We start from the raw sequence: 14838 nt of genomic DNA on the forward strand, positions 1-14838 counted from the left end.
AAAGCCTATTAGGAAAGGCGATACTTTGTGTGAGGAGTCTGTTTACTAATCGCCATTGTATCCTTTTCTGTCCGGGCTTTGCACTTATCTAAGCAATGAAAAAGATAAGGGAGCGAACAGAAAATGGATAAACGAAAAACTACAGAACAAGCATTCATCCGGAATGACCAATATAACTTCATCGCGCGGCAGGTGTCTCATATTATCAATGCCTATGCTACGGTAAACCATAGAGATACACTGGACGGGGTGAAACTCCACGCCTTCTCAAAAGTAGAAGCGATGCTGCCGGATATGACAAAAGCTCAACAAGTACTTCTTAACCGTCTCCTCGAATTGGAAGATGATCAAGCAGCAGAAGCATTTCTATCCGAGCTGAAGCAGTATGTCACTCCATTTCGGAAGGTATCGAAGAAAACGGTGGAGAAGCTATTTCCGAAAGCGAAAAAGCTCCAGATGCCTGATCTGGATGCACTGGATTATCAAAGATTGTCGTATATCGGATGGTTCGACACGCGAGCACATAAGCAGCACTTGATCGTAGAATATCAAGGCAAGCTCAAAGGCATTTCCGGTGTCTTTAATGAAAGCAGCACACAGGGCATCTGTGCATTATGTAACAGCCTTGATGATGTTGCCTTGTTCGTCACAAGGGTCAAGAGCGGGAAAGAGACCTATGTGAATAGAGGAAACTATATATGCAAGGACAGTCAAGCATGTAATGAAAAGCTGACGGATTTAAGGAAAGTAGATGCTTTTCTAGACAATCTGTTTCAGTAATAGAAAAGAGCAGACTTATCGGTCTGCTCTTTTTGCGTTGACATCTATCTGTGAAAAGATGAAGTGTGTAACAGTCATAGCATAGGAAGCGATTGAATCAATGAATTCCTCCACCTGAGCAAAATTCTCAAAACGCATCTTCAGGATAAAGCAGGCATTGCCGGCAATCCGGTAACAGAAATCCACATTATCCATTGTCTCGATAAGGGCTTTGAAACCCTTATAATTACCATTCTTCATCGTTGCTTCAATGATGCACTGGACAGGTTGGCCCAGCTTCTCATAATCAATTTCCAGTGTGTACTTCTTTATTACCCCGAAGGACTCCATCTGTTGCACACGTTCCTTTACAGAAGGTGAGGATAAATTAACCCGGCGTCCAAGTTCGCTCATGGATAGTCGGCTATTTGCCGTTAACTCCACAAGAATTCTTCTATCTGTATCATCTATTTTCATTATTTAAAGCACCCTCACTAAAGTCGTTAAGAAAAATAAGTTATAGTCGTTGATCGCGTTAATTTTTATATGTAAACAAGCGAAACGAATGCTTATATTTAATATACCTAAGGAGGTTAAGACATGGCAAGAATATCAAAGTCAAAATTCGGAAGAACAAGCTTTTCGAAATTATTAGGACATAACCTGGGAATCATGACAGCCTGGTCAGAACTAGCCGATATTTTAGAGAAAGATGCTAAGCTATCTAAAAACTTGAAGGAACAAGTAAGGCGTACTCTTGCTCAAAACAACGGATGCGATTATTGCAAAGCGAAAGGAAAACCGGATACAGATTTGTTTGATGAGAAGACATCTGTTGCAGTAGGGTTTGCTACAGTCTTTCAAGCCTGCGATAAAAGAGATGTTCCTGATTCGTCCTTTGCAATACTGAAAGAATATTTTTCTGAGGCCGAGATCAGTGAACTTTGTGCGTTCATCTGTTTTACGACTGCTCAGCAGTATTTTGGAGCGTTGATGAATCTGGAAGCGGAGGAGTAATGAAAAGACAATAGCCTATAATCTATCAAAATATTGCTATAATTTAATTGTTAAAACCTATGAAGGGGGCAATTATGATACAAATAACACTGGCAAATCCAGACCATGTAGCGGGTATATCCAAAGTGTGTAGCGAAGGCTATTGGGCCACGTACAAAGAAACACATTCGGAGAAGTACATTCAAGGGATAATCAATGAGTTTTATAATCACGACAGGATCTTAAAAGAAGTATCGGAGACGAGCAGAGATTGGGGCGGATACTTTGTTGCGATCGAAGATGGAGAAGTGCTGGGAGCTATCGGTGGTGGAATGATCAGTGAAGGTGTCGGAGAGGTGTTCGTTTTATATCTTGATCCTGATCGACGCAATGAGGGGATAGGGACGAAATTGCTAGATGCCCTCACTAAACAGCAAAAGGAACAATTTAACGCTACTGAACAGTGGGTATCTGTAGCAAAGGGAAATCAGAAGGGAATACCCTTTTATGAAGCAAGAGGGTTTGTCGTCCAGCATGAGCGACCTGGGTATCATGATATAGATGGAGAAAGATATCCTGCCTTGAGATATTATCGGAAAATATAGCATATCCTGAATCTGTGGAGTGGCAAGCTTACATAAGATACAGGGATGAGGGAACGAAAAAACCAGCCTCGATTGGCTGGTTTTCCTCATTTCTTGTTGTTCATTTTCTTGATTTTGAAGTAAAGGCTGAAATAACGGAACGACGTGTAAAAATCAAATGCAGCGAACACTGCAAGTAAGATACTGAAAATCGTCCAGTCTTTCGCTGCCTGTACGTCATGAATGGCCCAATAGACGAAGAAGACACCTATTACAAGGTAGAGTATCGCGGCGGGCAATGGTGAACGTATCATAAATTCTTATCCTCCAAAGATGATCATTTGCATATTTTCTAGTTGTTTCTGCATTCTTTCCATTTCTTCCATTCTTTCAGGGGTGAGATAGAGCTGGATGATGACAACCATCAGGTTCATTAAGCTGTGTGTGATGATGGGTACGATGATTCGTTTTGTCTGTACATATAGAGCTGCAAAAACGACACCCATGACAAAGTATTGCAATAGGTGCAAGAAATCTCCATGTACGGCACCGAATACGAGTGCGGAGATAAGTACTGCTACGAAGAAGTTTGTTCGCTTGTAGATTTCGCCGAATAGTATCTTACGGAAAATGATTTCCTCCAATATTGGTGCGAAGACAACGACAATTAGTACGAACGCTGGAACCTCTCTGACAGCATCCAAGATGTTGGACGTATTTTCTGAGCCTTGTGTGATTCCAAAAGCATACATCTCGATCAAACCTGCAATCACCTGTCCGGCATAAGCGCCAAAGAATCCGATGATAATCCAGACAATCGTCATTCCAGGACCAGTAGCGCTCCGTACTGCAGGTGTGCGCATGTCCTTGCGCAGCAAAATGCAGACGATAACGACAGCAAGAAGGAAGCTGATCACACTCCACCAATACGATACAGTTGCCATATCCAATCCTCGATCTTCCATCCAAGGAACGAAAGGCAAGAGCAGTATGGAGGAAAGCTGCATCACAATATATGTCAATATGACGAACCAATAACGAGCTGGCAATATAACGACTCCTTCCGCCTTACTTATGTAGTTGGCATCTTACGTATTTTAACATAAGAAGCAGGGAAGTATGTAGCGGTGCGCTTTGTAATTGCCATGTTAAATTGTCCATACTCTGGCAGGACAAACGAGAAATTAGTCGAACAACTATCAGAGTGTCAGGCTTGCATTCCGTATTCGTTTTGATTATTATAATAACTGTGTTAGCACTCAACTAACTCGAGTGCTAAAAATCAAATTATCGATTATATAAGGAGGGTTTCTCACATGTTGAAGCCACTAGGCGATCGTGTCGTAATTGAACTTGTAGAGCAGGAGGAGAAAACAGCATTCGGTATCGTGCTTCCTGAATCTGCGAAGGAAAAACCGCAAGAAGGTAAAGTTGTTGCCGTCGGTAGCGGTCGTGTAACCGATAATGGAGAAAGAGTTGCGCTGGAAGTTGCAGAAGGCGATTTGATTATCTTCTCTAAATACTCTGGTACAGAATTGAAATACGAAGGAAAAGATTACTTAATTCTTCGCGAAAGCGACATCCTTGCAGTACTAGGATAATCCGAAGAACAGATTTATATAACATAGAAGATATATTAGGAGGTTTTTATTCATGGCTAAAGATATTAAGTTCTCTGAAGACGCTCGTCGTTCCATGCTGCGCGGTGTGGACACACTTGCTGATGCAGTTAAAGTAACACTCGGACCAAAAGGCCGTAACGTTGTATTGGATAAGAAATTCGGTTCTCCGCTAATCACGAATGATGGTGTGACAATCGCAAAAGAAATCGAACTAGAAGATGCATTCGAAAACATGGGTGCGCAGCTTGTATCTGAAGTTGCTTCCAAAACAAACGAAATCGCTGGTGACGGTACTACTACAGCAACTGTCCTTGCGCAAGCAATGATCCGCGAAGGTCTTAAAAACGTTGCTTCTGGTGCGAACCCAGTAGGCGTACGCCGCGGTATCGAAAAAGCTGTTGATGTAGCTATCAAGCAGCTTAAAGAAATCTCTAAACCAATCGAAGGCAAAGAGTCTATCGCACAAGTAGCGGCAATCTCTGCAGCTGACGAAGAAGTTGGTAAACTAATTGCAGAAGCAATGGAGCGCGTTGGTAACGACGGCGTTATCACGATCGAAGAATCCCGCGGCTTCAACACAGAGCTTGAAGTTGTAGAAGGCATGCAATTCGATCGCGGATATGCTTCCCCGTACATGGTTTCTGACCAAGATAAAATGGAAGCAGTTCTTGAAGATCCATACATCTTGATCACAGATAAAAAAATCTCCAGCATCCAGGAAGTACTTCCTGTGCTTGAGCAAGTTGTACAGCAAGGCAAGCCACTATTGATGATCGCTGAAGACGTAGAAGGCGAAGCACTTGCAACACTTGTTGTGAACAAACTACGCGGTACATTCAACGCTGTTGCTGTTAAAGCTCCTGGCTTCGGTGATCGTCGTAAAGCAATGCTAGAAGATATCGCGACACTAACTGGTGGTGAAGTGATCACAGAAGACCTAGGTCTTGATCTGAAAAACACGCAAATCACACAGCTTGGCCGTGCTTCTAAAGTTGTTGTTACAAAAGAAAACACAACTATCGTTGAAGGTAACGGTAACCCAGAAAACATTTCTTCCCGCGTAGCACAAATCCGTGCACAAGTAGAAGAAACTACTTCTGAATTCGACAAAGAAAAACTACAAGAGCGCCTAGCGAAGCTTTCTGGCGGTGTTGCAGTAATCAAAGTCGGTGCTGCTACTGAAACAGAATTGAAAGAACGCAAACTACGCATCGAAGACGCCCTTAACTCTACTCGCGCAGCAGTAGAAGAAGGTATCGTAGCTGGTGGTGGTACTGCTCTAGTCAACATCTACAACAACGTTGCAGGTCTTGAACTAACTGGCGACGAAGCAACTGGTGCGAAAATCGTCCTTCGTGCAATCGAAGAACCAGTGCGCCAAATCGCACACAACGCAGGCCTTGAAGGATCCGTTATCATCGAGCGTCTTAAAAAAGAAGACGTCGGCATCGGCTTCAACGCAGCAACAGGCGAATGGGTAAACATGCTTGAAACAGGCATCGTTGACCCAACGAAAGTAACACGCTCCGCACTTCAAAACGCAGCATCCGTAGCAGCTATGTTCCTAACTACGGAAGCAGTAGTAGCTGACAAGCCAGAAGAAAACGCTGGCGGCGGCATGCCTGACATGGGCGGTATGGGTGGAATGGGCGGTATGATGTAAGACCGTCCACAACCCCTTTGCTACACAAGGATTTGAACCTAAAATAAATTTTAATTGGATTATTTAAATAATCTAATTAAATCTAAGAAGCCTCTCAATTGTCAATGGACTTTTGGGAGGCTTTTTCTTTTCTATCTTCATTGCTGCTGAAACATAAGCATTATCATTCTTTTTTACAGCTCACTACCAACCAACAAGGGAGAGAAAAACATGACACTCAAAATTGGAATGATTGGGACGGGTTGGTTTAGCCGTAAGCATGCGGACATTCTATCAAAGATGGATGGTGTTCAGATCCAGGCTATTTGCGGAACTAGCAAAGAGAAAGCAGCAGATATGGCGTCCAATTATGAGGGTGCAAATGGGTATGATCAGTATGTGGAAATGCTGGATGCAGAGGAGCTTGATGCGGTTTATATCGTTACACCGCCAATGATTCGGGGAGAAATCGAATTAGAGCTTATTGGGCGCGGTATTCCTTTCTTCATCGAAAAGCCGTTGGGGACAGAGGACAAGATCCCAGCCAAGGTGTTAGAGCGTATGAATGAGAGTTCTCTGATTACGTCTGTTGGGTATCATTTTCGATATAGTGATTCGGTTCAGTATCTAAAGGAAAACGTAAATGGCCAAATGCTTGGTATGGTATTAGGTAAATGGATGGGCGAGATGCCCATGGTGGGTTGGTGGAGAGATCAAGAGAATCTGGCGGTCAATTTATCGAACAAACAACGCATATTGTAGATTTACTGAGATACGTCTGCGGTGAGGTTGAAGAAGTATACGCGATGTATGGTAATCAAGTACAGCATAATAAGCATGATAATGTTACGGTGCCTGACATTGGAACGGTAAGTTTACGGCTGCAAAATGGCGTGATAGCTAACCTGTCGAATACATGTGTCCTTCCTAGTGGCATGGGAGATGTTGGGCTCAAGTTTTATACAGATAAAGGAACACTGGATTGGCAGGGCGATAAACTAGAAATAGACCAAGAAGGCATAAAGACGGTGTATAAGGATACGGACAATCCATACGTTCGGGAAAATGAGGCATTTATTCATGCCGTTCGTACTGGCGACACTTCGCACATCCGCTCTGATTATCGTGATGCATATCTAACTCATGAGGTGACGTATGCTGCTTTGGAATCAGCGAGAAGTGGTGTACCTGTTAAGCTTAAAAAATAAAGGTAATAAAAGAAGGAGCACTGATTTGGGTCAGGGCTCCTTTCTTAAGTATGCTCGGCATCTGTTAACCAAGAATTCTCACTAAATATTTAAATAACACACATTATTTGGTAAAAACACGCCTTTAGTCATGGTATGATAGTAGGGGAACAAAGGTTGATAAACATGTACTAGAAAGCTGTTTTTTTATAGGGGATAAGGGGAGAACTAACATTGGAATCATTCTTAGTCATTTTAACGTTACTAGCTTTAGCCGGTATGGTATTCTTTTTTGTCTTAGCCTTAGTAAAAGGAAAAGGGAACAGGCGTAGGAACTTTGCGAAATCAGGTGGCTGTCTGATTGCACTTATAGTCGTATCGATTATTGGGGGATCAATAATTGAAGAGGCGCCCGCTTCTGAAGATGTTAAAGCAAAAGATTCCTCAGCGGCTGAAGAAACGGCTGTAAAGGAAGAAGAAGCAGAGGAAGAAGCGCAGAAAGAAAAAGAAGCTAAGGAAGCAGAAGAACAAGCGCAGAAAGAACAAGAAGCAAAGGAAGCAGAGGAACAAGCGCAGAAAGAACAAGAAGCCAAGGAAGCAGAGGAACAAGCGCAGAAAGAGAAAGAAGAACAAGAAGCAAAGGAAGCTGAGGAACAAGCACAGAAAGAGAAAGAAGAACAGGAAGCTAAAGAAGCTAAAGAAGCCAGCGTAACTGTTTCTCAAGAACAGGCGGTAAATAGCGCTGAAAGCTATGTGAATTATACTGCATTCTCTAAGTCGGGATTGATTGAACAATTAGAGTTTGAGGGTTTCAGCACAGAAGATGCAACATACGGTGTAGAAAATATCACGGTTGATTGGCAAGAGCAAGCGGTTAAGTCAGCTCAAGACTATATTAGTTATACTGCATTCTCTAAATCAGGATTGATTGAACAATTAAAGTTTGAGGGTTTCAGCACAGAAGATGCAACATACGGTGCAGAAAACATCACAGTTGATTGGCAAGAACAAGCAGCTAAGGCTGCTCAAAACTACCTTGATTATACTTCTTTTTCCAGACAGGGTTTAATTGATCAATTGATTTTTGAAGGATTCAGCACAGAGCACGCGACATACGGTGCCGATCAGGTTGGTTTGTAGTAGATATATTATTGGGGGAGTAGCTAATAGCTACTCCCTTTAATTTTTACTACTTCGCTTATCCTATGAAAAAATGGCATAATAAAAGAAATCATAAAAAATTAAGGATGACTAGATGAGACAGTTAGTAGAAGTAAAAGTAAAACCGAAATCGGTTAAAGATATAAAGAATGGCTATCCGCTGCTCACAAAAGAAGCAATTGAAACTTCAGGATTGAAGGTAGATGAGGGTAGCATCTTGCGTTTAGTTGACTCCAACCGCAAGTACATTGCTACAGCCTACTATGGTCTGCAAAATAAAGGGATAGGTTGGGTTTTAACTAGTAAGGAACAAGAGAAAATCAATATAAAGTTTTTTGTTAAGAGAATGAGTGAAGCTATTGCAAAGCGGAAGAACTTATACGATACCGAAGATACAACTGCTTTCCGTGTGTTTAATGGGGAAGGAGACGGTATCGGCGGATTGATCATTGATTTCTATGACGGCTTTTATATGGTGAGTTGGTATAGTGAAGGTATTTATTCTTTCCGTGAAGATATATATCAAGCATTGAATGAAGTGGCAGAAGTTCGGGGTCTATATGAAAAGTTACGCTTTAACACCAATGGCCAATACGTGGAGCAAGATGATTATGTGTCAGGTGAAAAGGGAGAATTTCCTTTAATCGTTTTGGAAAACGGGATGAAATATGCGGTAGATCTAAATGATGGAGCAATGACAGGGATATTCTTAGATCAACGTAATGTACGAAAAGCATTACGTGACCATTATTCAGAAGGAAAAACGGTTTTAAATACATTCTCTTATACAGGTGCGTTCTCTGTAGCAGCAGTTCTTGGTGGTGCAACAAAGACAACAAGCGTGGATGTAGCAAAACGAAGCTTGCCTAAGACTATTGAGCAATTTTCAGCCAACGAAATTGATTATGAAGCGCAGGATATTAAGGTGATGGATGTCTTTGATTACTTTCGATATGCAGACCGTCATGAATTGAAGTTTGATGTTGTCGTATTGGATCCGCCAAGCTTTGCGCGGACAAAGAAAATAACTTTCAGTACTGCAAAGGATTATCCGAAGCTGCTAAAAGACACCTTGAAAATCACCAATCAAGGTGGAATTATTATTGCGTCCACAAATAACGCAAGATTCAATATGAAAAAGTTCAAATCATTTATCGATAAAGCATTTACGGAAACTAACACACGCTACAAAATCCTAGAAGAACACCAATTGCCAGAAGATTTTACTGTACCACATGACTATCCTGAATTTAACTATTTAAAAGTCGTGTTTATAAAGGTAATGAATTAAGGAGGATGTGGACAATTGAAATACAATAAAACAACGATGACGAAATTAATTAATCAACAGAGTGAGTTACATGAGGAGTTAAAAAGGCTGAAAGCTGAAATGGGCTTAGAGAAAAATTTAGCAATTAAAGCACTTTACCATTCATTTGTAGCTAATAGCGGTAAATACATGAACGAATATAAAGAGTTAGAACGTCCGAGATAGGACTAAAAAAGGCAAAGGTTCCTCAGGTGATTTCTGAGGGACCTTTTTTCAATACTTAAACCGTTAACAACTGCCTGCAACTCCTGCGCCAAATCCGAGAGAAAAACAGTCGGATTTGATATATCTTCCAATTCAACGACCGCACAATAATATACCGTAAATTGCTTGTTTTTTCTGTCTTGATTTGTATTTAAAGAATGTATGTAATTAATGAAATTACTTCTCTTCAACATTTAGAATATTTCCGGTCCGTTCCATATATGTGAACCGGTATGTTGTGCCTTCTTCTATCTGATAATTGTTGATCAGCAGCGTAAGATCTCGTTCATCCGTTGTGATTAGTGCAATAGTTGAGTGGCCACCAGTATATACATCCACAACTTTAAAGTCATCTACATGCATCACGCCATCTGCGTAATCCTTCATATCTCCCACACTATTAATTGTTAAAGAACTTAATTGTGGAACAATGAAAACACCTATGGTAAAACAAATTACCCCTGTTAAACCAAAATAAAATAATTGTCTTTTGCCAACTTTCTGTGGGTTTTTTATTGTAATAACAAGACTTGTATAAACAAAAAAGGCAATAAGGGTCAAGGCAGCCAAGTACAACAAAGCAGTTCCTATCCAATCATAGATGAATGCATGATAAAGGCTCGAAGCAAAAAATGTTCTTAAAACCATAAAAGATACACCTAAAATAACAAAAGCAACCATTACCATGATGAAGCTATATATAATTCTTGTAATTCTTGCCCTCTTGCTATTAGCAACCTCACGTTTCAATTGAGCTGAGCTTTGTAAATGCCTTCGTTTTTTCCTGCCCATTAAATCTCCCCTTTAACATATCTATATCTTTTTTTATATATAATCTAGTTCTTGTTTGCCTCTCATAAGATTTGTGAGAGGCAATTTAACTTGTAATATCATTACTTTAAACTTATGTTTTGAAATACCTAGTGTCAAGATTTACCACATTAGTTAAAGTATCTTTCCCTTAAAAATCCAGCATCCTTCATCAATTGCCAATTCACTAAAATAAGGCTGAAGGCGTATTAATTAATCAGCCTTAATCAGGTTCTTCAAATAAATTCCATTTTATATGATTACTGTATTACAACCAATATGCTTACTGAGCAGCCAGTTATTAATAATTGAAGTAGGAAGGAGAAAAAACATGTTTTTGTTGAAAATGCTAAAGAACGATTTCACAAGGAACAAAGTTGTAACGATTACAGTGTTTGTATTTATCACTATGGCTGTTATCTTGGCAGCGAGTGCTATAAACAACATTGCCAACTTAATGCAGGGAATCTCAAATTTTCAAGAAAGTGCAGCACCATCCGACATTACGGTGATGCATGCCGGAGAGTATGACCAGGCGGAGATCGACCGATTTTCAGAACAACATCATGACCATATAGCGATGCAGGAGACGATGGTCCTCCAGAATATTGATGGAAGCAATATTCATTTTGGTCAAAATCAAACGATGGCGGGAACGATACAGGATATTTCATTCGTGGTCCAGAATAAGAATTTTGATTTTATTTTGGATCTGGATAATGAAAAGCTTGATATAAAAAAAGATTTCGTAGCTGTTCCCATCTATTTCATGGAACAACATGATTTAAAAATAGGTGATACGATCAAAGTAAAAAGTGGATGGTATGAGAAGCAAAAACGGAAAGAATACTGTTTATGGTAGATGGAAATATTATTTCACAGAAGAAAATGCGTAAATACGATGCACAGCGGGACGATAGTAAGGAAAGAGAAGAAAGCATTATGAAATGGTTAATGGAAAATGGGTTGTGATTCTTCACTTGCAGTTGGATATTGAAAATGAGGCTTTGGTAAAATTACACTATGACAGCTTATCAGACTGGACGTCAAACCTAAGGGTTTGGCGCTTTTTTTATAGTACATTAGTGTCTTAATCAATTAAAGGAGGTTAAGCTCGATATTCAAAGTTACACTAAGTATCAAATTAGCTCACTGGCAAGTAGGTACGATGAATTTTGCCCTAAAGTGCATACCCCTTTGTACGTTCTTTTATTTTTGAAAGCTTTATAATTCTAAGTACATAGAAAAAATTAAATCGCATCCAAAAGAAAGATGATGGAAAAAAATACCGTAAATGATTTTATAGAACTAAGTGTTAATCCTATCTAAAGCTCATACGAGGTTAAGTAGTTACAATAGATAGTACAAAGGGGAAAATGATAATGAAAAACAAAGTGATTTATGGAATTGTGTATATAGGCTCTATATTAGCCAGCGTTATTTTATTCTTTGTGGAAAGAAGATATAAAATGAAAAAACGTAATGAAAGAAGTCTGTGAATAAGATTATGTTCACGTTCAAATCAGGAATAGTCTTTAGGGAGCGGTGTGGATAATTTGCAGGTAAAACAGTCGCATGTTGAGAGTTGGTATATTAAATATCGGGCTGATGTTTATAAATATATATATTCACTTGTTAAGGAACACAATCTGGCTGAGGATTTGATGCAGGATACTTTTGTGAAGGCTTATACAAGAGCAGACATGTATAATGGCAGTTCCAGTGTGAGGACGTGGTTATACAGTATTGCTCATAATACAACGATGGATCTGTTCAGGAAGCAAAAAACATTTCATAAATGGAAAGATAAATATATAAAGAATCAAACTTGGTTTGATGGATCGTGGGATATTAGAATAAGTGAAAACAAAAAAGGGCTGTATGGATTCTTGAATAAATTAGATAATTCTTTTAGAAAAGTGATTCTTTTGCGGAAAATTCAAGGGTATTCCGTTAAAGAAACGAGCGAGCTATTAAATTGGTCGGAAAGTAAAGTAAAGGTGACATTGTACAGAGCTTTACGTTTTCTGCAAAGACAACTGATAAAAGATGAATACTATGTCGAGGTATATTAATAAATCGATTTCAAAATAAGAACCCATAATAAAATTGTTATATCTGCCCAAACGTACATGTCCAAATGTACGTTTATTTTTTTCCCAAACCCTCTATTATAGATAAAGTAAAATGAAACGAAGGGAGATTATTATGTCAAAGTTTTTATATTCAATTGGTAAATGGTCAGCATTGAATAAGAAAAAAATGATCAGTATATGGGTTTTGCTTCTAGTTGCGATAGGAGCAATTGGAGTTATTCTAAAACCTACTTTCACGGAAAGTATGACTATACCAAATACACCTTCTGAGAAGGCATTGGATGTCATTGGTGAGGAGTTTCCTTCCGGTCCTGACAGGGCAAAGATTCGCATGATATTTGGAGATGAAGATACGTTGACTTCTGAAACGGGTCAAAAGATTGTTTCGGATACTCTGAATGAAATTAAGCAGGACAAAAATGTTGAAAGTATTGCAAATCCATTTGAGAGAGGTACAGTTTCTGAGGATGGATCAGTAGCTTATGCGGATATCACATTCAAGCTGGGAGCTGACGATGTACCGGAATCCTCCATCGATCATTTGAAAGATAGCCTAAAGACTGCTCAAAGTGATGGTGTGCAAACAGAGCTTAGTGGCGATATTACACTATCATCATTAGAAATTGGAGGTACCTCCGAAGTTATCGGTGTCATTATTGCTTTTGTGATTCTGGCTGTAACATTTGGTTCATTAATCATTGCGGGGCTACCTATTGTCACTGCGCTTATCGGTCTAGGTGTAAGTACTTCTGTAACATTGATAGGAACACAATTCTTCGATCTTGCGTCTACGAGTCTATCCATGGCCGGTATGATTGGATTGGCAGTTGGAATTGATTACGCATTGTTCATTTTTATGAAATATCGAGAGTTTTTAAGAACTGGTATGGAGAAATATGAGGCCATAGGTAGAGCGAATGGAACTGCCGGAAGTGCGGTTGTATTTGCAGGACTTACTGTAATTGTTGCTCTATGTGGTTTAATGGTAGTGGGTATTCCGTTCTTGTCTGTAATGGGAATCACAGCAGCAATCAGCGTTTTGTTCGGAGTTTTGGTATCCATTACTTTGGTGCCTGCCATTATGTCTATTGCAGGTAAGAAAATGTACCCTAAAATCAACAAGAAAAAAGAACAAACTGACACCAGCTTCTGGGGAAGGTTTGTCACGAAGAATCCAATTAAGCTAAGCGTTATCAGTATTCTAGTCTTAGTAATCATCAGTATACCTGTATTGCATTTGGAACTTGGATTACCCGATAATGGGATGAAAGCGGAAGATTCACCTGAAAGACAGGCATACGACTTATTGGCAGATGGTTTTGGTGAAGGATTCAATGGACAGCTAACGATCGTTGCTGATGCTAGCAACGTAGATGGTGATAAGGCTGCTGCTTTTGAAAGTAGTGTAGAAGATCTTAAACAGTTAGACCATGTAGCTAATGTGTCTGCTCCAATGCCGAATGAAAATGGTGATTTCGCTATCATCACAATCACACCTGAGAAAGGTCCAAATGATCTTACCACCAAGGAATTGGTAAAAGATGTACGCGACCTAACAGATAATAATATGGAAATGCTCGTTACAGGATCGACAGCGGTAAATATTGATATATCCGACAGATTGAATGAAGCAATTCCAGTGTTTGCGATTTTGATTGTTAGTTTTGCTTTTGTTTTGCTTGTCGTAGTATTCCGCTCACTTCTTGTCCCTCTAGTAGCTGTACTGGGCTTTGTGTTAACATTAACAGCTACACTTGGACTTTGTGTATGGATATTGCAAGACGGTAATATGATAAACTTATTCCAAATCCCTGAAGAAGGCCCAATACTAGCCTTCCTTCCTATACTAGCCATTGGTATTCTCTTTGGCTTAGCTATGGATTATCAAGTCTTTCTTGTAAGCAGAATGCGGGAAGAATATATGCAGACTAAAGATCCAACGTTGGCTATCCAAGCAGGATTGAAACATAGCGGTCCTGTAGTTACATCTGCAGCATTAATAATGATTGCAGTATTTGGGGGCGCGATCTTTGCACCGGACGCAACCATAAAAGGAATGGGTATTGCCCAAGCCTTTGGCGTATTATTCGATGCCTTCCTTGTAAGACTAGTTATAGTCCCGAGCATAATGAAGTTAATGGGGAATGCAGCTTGGTATTTGCCAAAATGGCTTGATCGGATTATACCTAATGTAGATATTGAAGGTCATCAGCTTACAAAAGATATTGAGTCAGAAAAAAGTGAAAAAAAATCAATGATTAACTAAAACTTGCTATCTGATCAATAGGGGGAAACATAAATATACAGCCAATTGATATCGTCAATCGGCTGTATATTTTTATGGGAAAATATAATTTTCTGAACAGATTACTGTTTGCAGGGGGGATTAGCGGAAATACTCCCTAATGGTTTCTTGCAGACAACAGGATAATCAGCATAAGCCAAAA

General features: G+C 39.7%; 17 protein-coding genes and 1 pseudogene. 14 read left to right on the plus strand and 4 right to left on the minus strand.

Annotation, left to right across the window (positions count from 1 at the left end):
- Positions 1–123 precede the first annotated feature (123 nt).
- Complete coding sequence (locus ABXS78_RS02770; RefSeq protein ID WP_366248817.1) at positions 124–780, plus strand: FusB/FusC family EF-G-binding protein; 657 nt, start codon at positions 124–126, stop codon at positions 778–780.
- Positions 781–795: 15 nt separating this feature from the next.
- Here the strand turns inward: ABXS78_RS02770 and ABXS78_RS02775 are convergent, their stop codons facing one another.
- A complete protein-coding gene (locus ABXS78_RS02775) occupies positions 796–1236 on the minus strand; it encodes an Lrp/AsnC family transcriptional regulator (RefSeq protein ID WP_366248818.1) in 441 nt (146 codons plus the stop codon).
- 123 nt (positions 1237–1359) lie between these two features.
- On the opposite strand from ABXS78_RS02775, the gene ABXS78_RS02780 reads away from it, so the two are divergent.
- Together ABXS78_RS02780 and ABXS78_RS02785 are read left to right on the plus strand one after the other, a co-directional pair.
- Positions 1360–1776, plus strand: coding sequence for a carboxymuconolactone decarboxylase family protein (locus ABXS78_RS02780; RefSeq protein WP_366248819.1), 417 nt, complete (start codon positions 1360–1362; stop codon positions 1774–1776).
- 74 nt (positions 1777–1850) lie between these two features.
- Positions 1851–2360 carry a GNAT family N-acetyltransferase gene (locus tag ABXS78_RS02785; RefSeq protein ID WP_366248820.1) on the plus strand — a complete coding sequence of 170 codons (510 nt, stop codon included), beginning with the start codon at positions 1851–1853 and terminating at the stop codon, positions 2358–2360.
- Between the two features lie 86 nt (positions 2361–2446).
- On the opposite strand, the gene ABXS78_RS02790 is transcribed toward ABXS78_RS02785, so the two are convergent.
- Together ABXS78_RS02790 and ABXS78_RS02795 are read right to left on the minus strand one after the other, a co-directional pair.
- Positions 2447–2653 (minus strand): DUF4305 domain-containing protein, encoded by a 207-nt coding sequence (locus ABXS78_RS02790; protein WP_038558255.1) that lies wholly within the window; start codon positions 2651–2653, stop codon positions 2447–2449.
- A gap of 6 nt (positions 2654–2659) precedes the next feature.
- Positions 2660–3388, minus strand: a complete 729-nt coding sequence (locus ABXS78_RS02795) for a type II CAAX endopeptidase family protein (RefSeq protein WP_366248821.1) — start codon at positions 3386–3388, stop codon at positions 2660–2662.
- A 267-nt stretch (positions 3389–3655) separates the two neighbouring features.
- Between ABXS78_RS02795 and groES the strand changes: the two genes are divergently transcribed.
- The 7 genes from groES to ABXS78_RS02830 all read left to right on the plus strand — a co-directional run bounded on the left by groES (position 3656) and on the right by ABXS78_RS02830 (position 9446).
- On the plus strand, positions 3656–3940 hold the full coding sequence (gene groES, locus ABXS78_RS02800) for a co-chaperone GroES (RefSeq protein WP_095223299.1): 285 nt from the start codon (positions 3656–3658) through the stop codon (positions 3938–3940).
- Positions 3941–3992: 52 nt separating this feature from the next.
- Positions 3993–5624 (plus strand): chaperonin GroEL, encoded by a 1632-nt coding sequence (groL, locus tag ABXS78_RS02805; RefSeq protein WP_095223300.1) that lies wholly within the window; start codon positions 3993–3995, stop codon positions 5622–5624.
- 210 nt (positions 5625–5834) lie between these two features.
- Positions 5835–6365, plus strand: a complete 531-nt coding sequence (locus tag ABXS78_RS02810; RefSeq protein WP_366248822.1) for a Gfo/Idh/MocA family oxidoreductase — start codon at positions 5835–5837, stop codon at positions 6363–6365.
- Positions 6278–6811: a Gfo/Idh/MocA family oxidoreductase gene (locus ABXS78_RS02815; RefSeq protein WP_366248823.1), complete on the plus strand. Its 534-nt coding sequence runs from the start codon at positions 6278–6280 to the stop codon at positions 6809–6811. The genes ABXS78_RS02810 and ABXS78_RS02815 overlap by 88 nt, the downstream gene beginning before the upstream one ends.
- A gap of 213 nt (positions 6812–7024) precedes the next feature.
- Positions 7025–7930, plus strand: coding sequence for an Ltp family lipoprotein (locus ABXS78_RS02820; protein WP_366248824.1), 906 nt, complete (start codon positions 7025–7027; stop codon positions 7928–7930).
- 115 nt (positions 7931–8045) lie between these two features.
- Positions 8046–9242 (plus strand): class I SAM-dependent rRNA methyltransferase, encoded by a 1197-nt coding sequence (locus ABXS78_RS02825; protein ID WP_366248825.1) that lies wholly within the window; start codon positions 8046–8048, stop codon positions 9240–9242.
- 15 nt (positions 9243–9257) lie between these two features.
- A complete protein-coding gene (locus ABXS78_RS02830) occupies positions 9258–9446 on the plus strand; it encodes a hypothetical protein (protein WP_366248826.1) in 189 nt (62 codons plus the stop codon).
- Positions 9447–9662: 216 nt separating this feature from the next.
- On the opposite strand, the gene ABXS78_RS02835 is transcribed toward ABXS78_RS02830, so the two are convergent.
- Positions 9663–10277, minus strand: a complete 615-nt coding sequence (locus ABXS78_RS02835) for a hypothetical protein (protein ID WP_366248827.1) — start codon at positions 10275–10277, stop codon at positions 9663–9665.
- Between the two features lie 349 nt (positions 10278–10626).
- Here ABXS78_RS02835 and ABXS78_RS02840 point away from each other — a divergent pair, with 349 nt between their 5' ends.
- From ABXS78_RS02840 to ABXS78_RS02855, 4 genes and pseudogenes are all read left to right on the plus strand, one after another.
- Positions 10627–11157 carry a hypothetical protein gene (locus ABXS78_RS02840; RefSeq protein ID WP_366248828.1) on the plus strand — a complete coding sequence of 177 codons (531 nt, stop codon included), beginning with the start codon at positions 10627–10629 and terminating at the stop codon, positions 11155–11157.
- Positions 11127–11267 (plus strand): annotated as a pseudogene (locus ABXS78_RS02845) (ABC transporter ATP-binding protein); the annotation flags it as partial. The gene ABXS78_RS02840 and the pseudogene ABXS78_RS02845, both read left to right, overlap by 31 nt.
- Positions 11268–11842: 575 nt before the next feature.
- A complete protein-coding gene (locus ABXS78_RS02850; RefSeq protein WP_366248829.1) occupies positions 11843–12370 on the plus strand; it encodes an RNA polymerase sigma factor in 528 nt (175 codons plus the stop codon).
- A gap of 133 nt (positions 12371–12503) precedes the next feature.
- Positions 12504–14657, plus strand: coding sequence for an MMPL family transporter (locus ABXS78_RS02855; protein WP_366248830.1), 2154 nt, complete (start codon positions 12504–12506; stop codon positions 14655–14657).
- Positions 14658–14838: the final 181 nt, after the last annotated feature.

It is taken from the genome of Terribacillus aidingensis, assembly GCF_040703035.1.
Taxonomy (GTDB): domain Bacteria; phylum Bacillota; class Bacilli; order Bacillales; family Amphibacillaceae; genus Terribacillus.

Bases quoted from the DNA above. Each gene is read 5' to 3' on its own strand.
- ABXS78_RS02785 (WP_366248820.1), top strand. From the start codon at position 1,851: ATGATACAAATAACACTGGCAAATCCAGACCATGTAGCGGGTATATCC.
- ABXS78_RS02825 (WP_366248825.1), top strand. From the start codon at position 8,046: ATGAGACAGTTAGTAGAAGTAAAAGTAAAACCGAAATCGGTTAAAGAT.
- ABXS78_RS02770 (WP_366248817.1), top strand. From the start codon at position 124: ATGGATAAACGAAAAACTACAGAACAAGCATTCATCCGGAATGACCAA.
- ABXS78_RS02790 (WP_038558255.1), bottom strand. From the start codon at position 2,653: ATGATACGTTCACCATTGCCCGCCGCGATACTCTACCTTGTAATAGGT.
- groL (WP_095223300.1), top strand. From the start codon at position 3,993: ATGGCTAAAGATATTAAGTTCTCTGAAGACGCTCGTCGTTCCATGCTG.
- ABXS78_RS02780 (WP_366248819.1), top strand. From the start codon at position 1,360: ATGGCAAGAATATCAAAGTCAAAATTCGGAAGAACAAGCTTTTCGAAA.
- ABXS78_RS02815 (WP_366248823.1), top strand. From the start codon at position 6,278: ATGGATGGGCGAGATGCCCATGGTGGGTTGGTGGAGAGATCAAGAGAA.
- groES (WP_095223299.1), top strand. From the start codon at position 3,656: ATGTTGAAGCCACTAGGCGATCGTGTCGTAATTGAACTTGTAGAGCAG.
- ABXS78_RS02775 (WP_366248818.1), bottom strand. From the start codon at position 1,236: ATGAAAATAGATGATACAGATAGAAGAATTCTTGTGGAGTTAACGGCA.
- ABXS78_RS02840 (WP_366248828.1), top strand. From the start codon at position 10,627: ATGTTTTTGTTGAAAATGCTAAAGAACGATTTCACAAGGAACAAAGTT.
- ABXS78_RS02855 (WP_366248830.1), top strand. From the start codon at position 12,504: ATGTCAAAGTTTTTATATTCAATTGGTAAATGGTCAGCATTGAATAAG.
- ABXS78_RS02835 (WP_366248827.1), bottom strand. From the start codon at position 10,277: ATGGGCAGGAAAAAACGAAGGCATTTACAAAGCTCAGCTCAATTGAAA.
- ABXS78_RS02810 (WP_366248822.1), top strand. From the start codon at position 5,835: ATGACACTCAAAATTGGAATGATTGGGACGGGTTGGTTTAGCCGTAAG.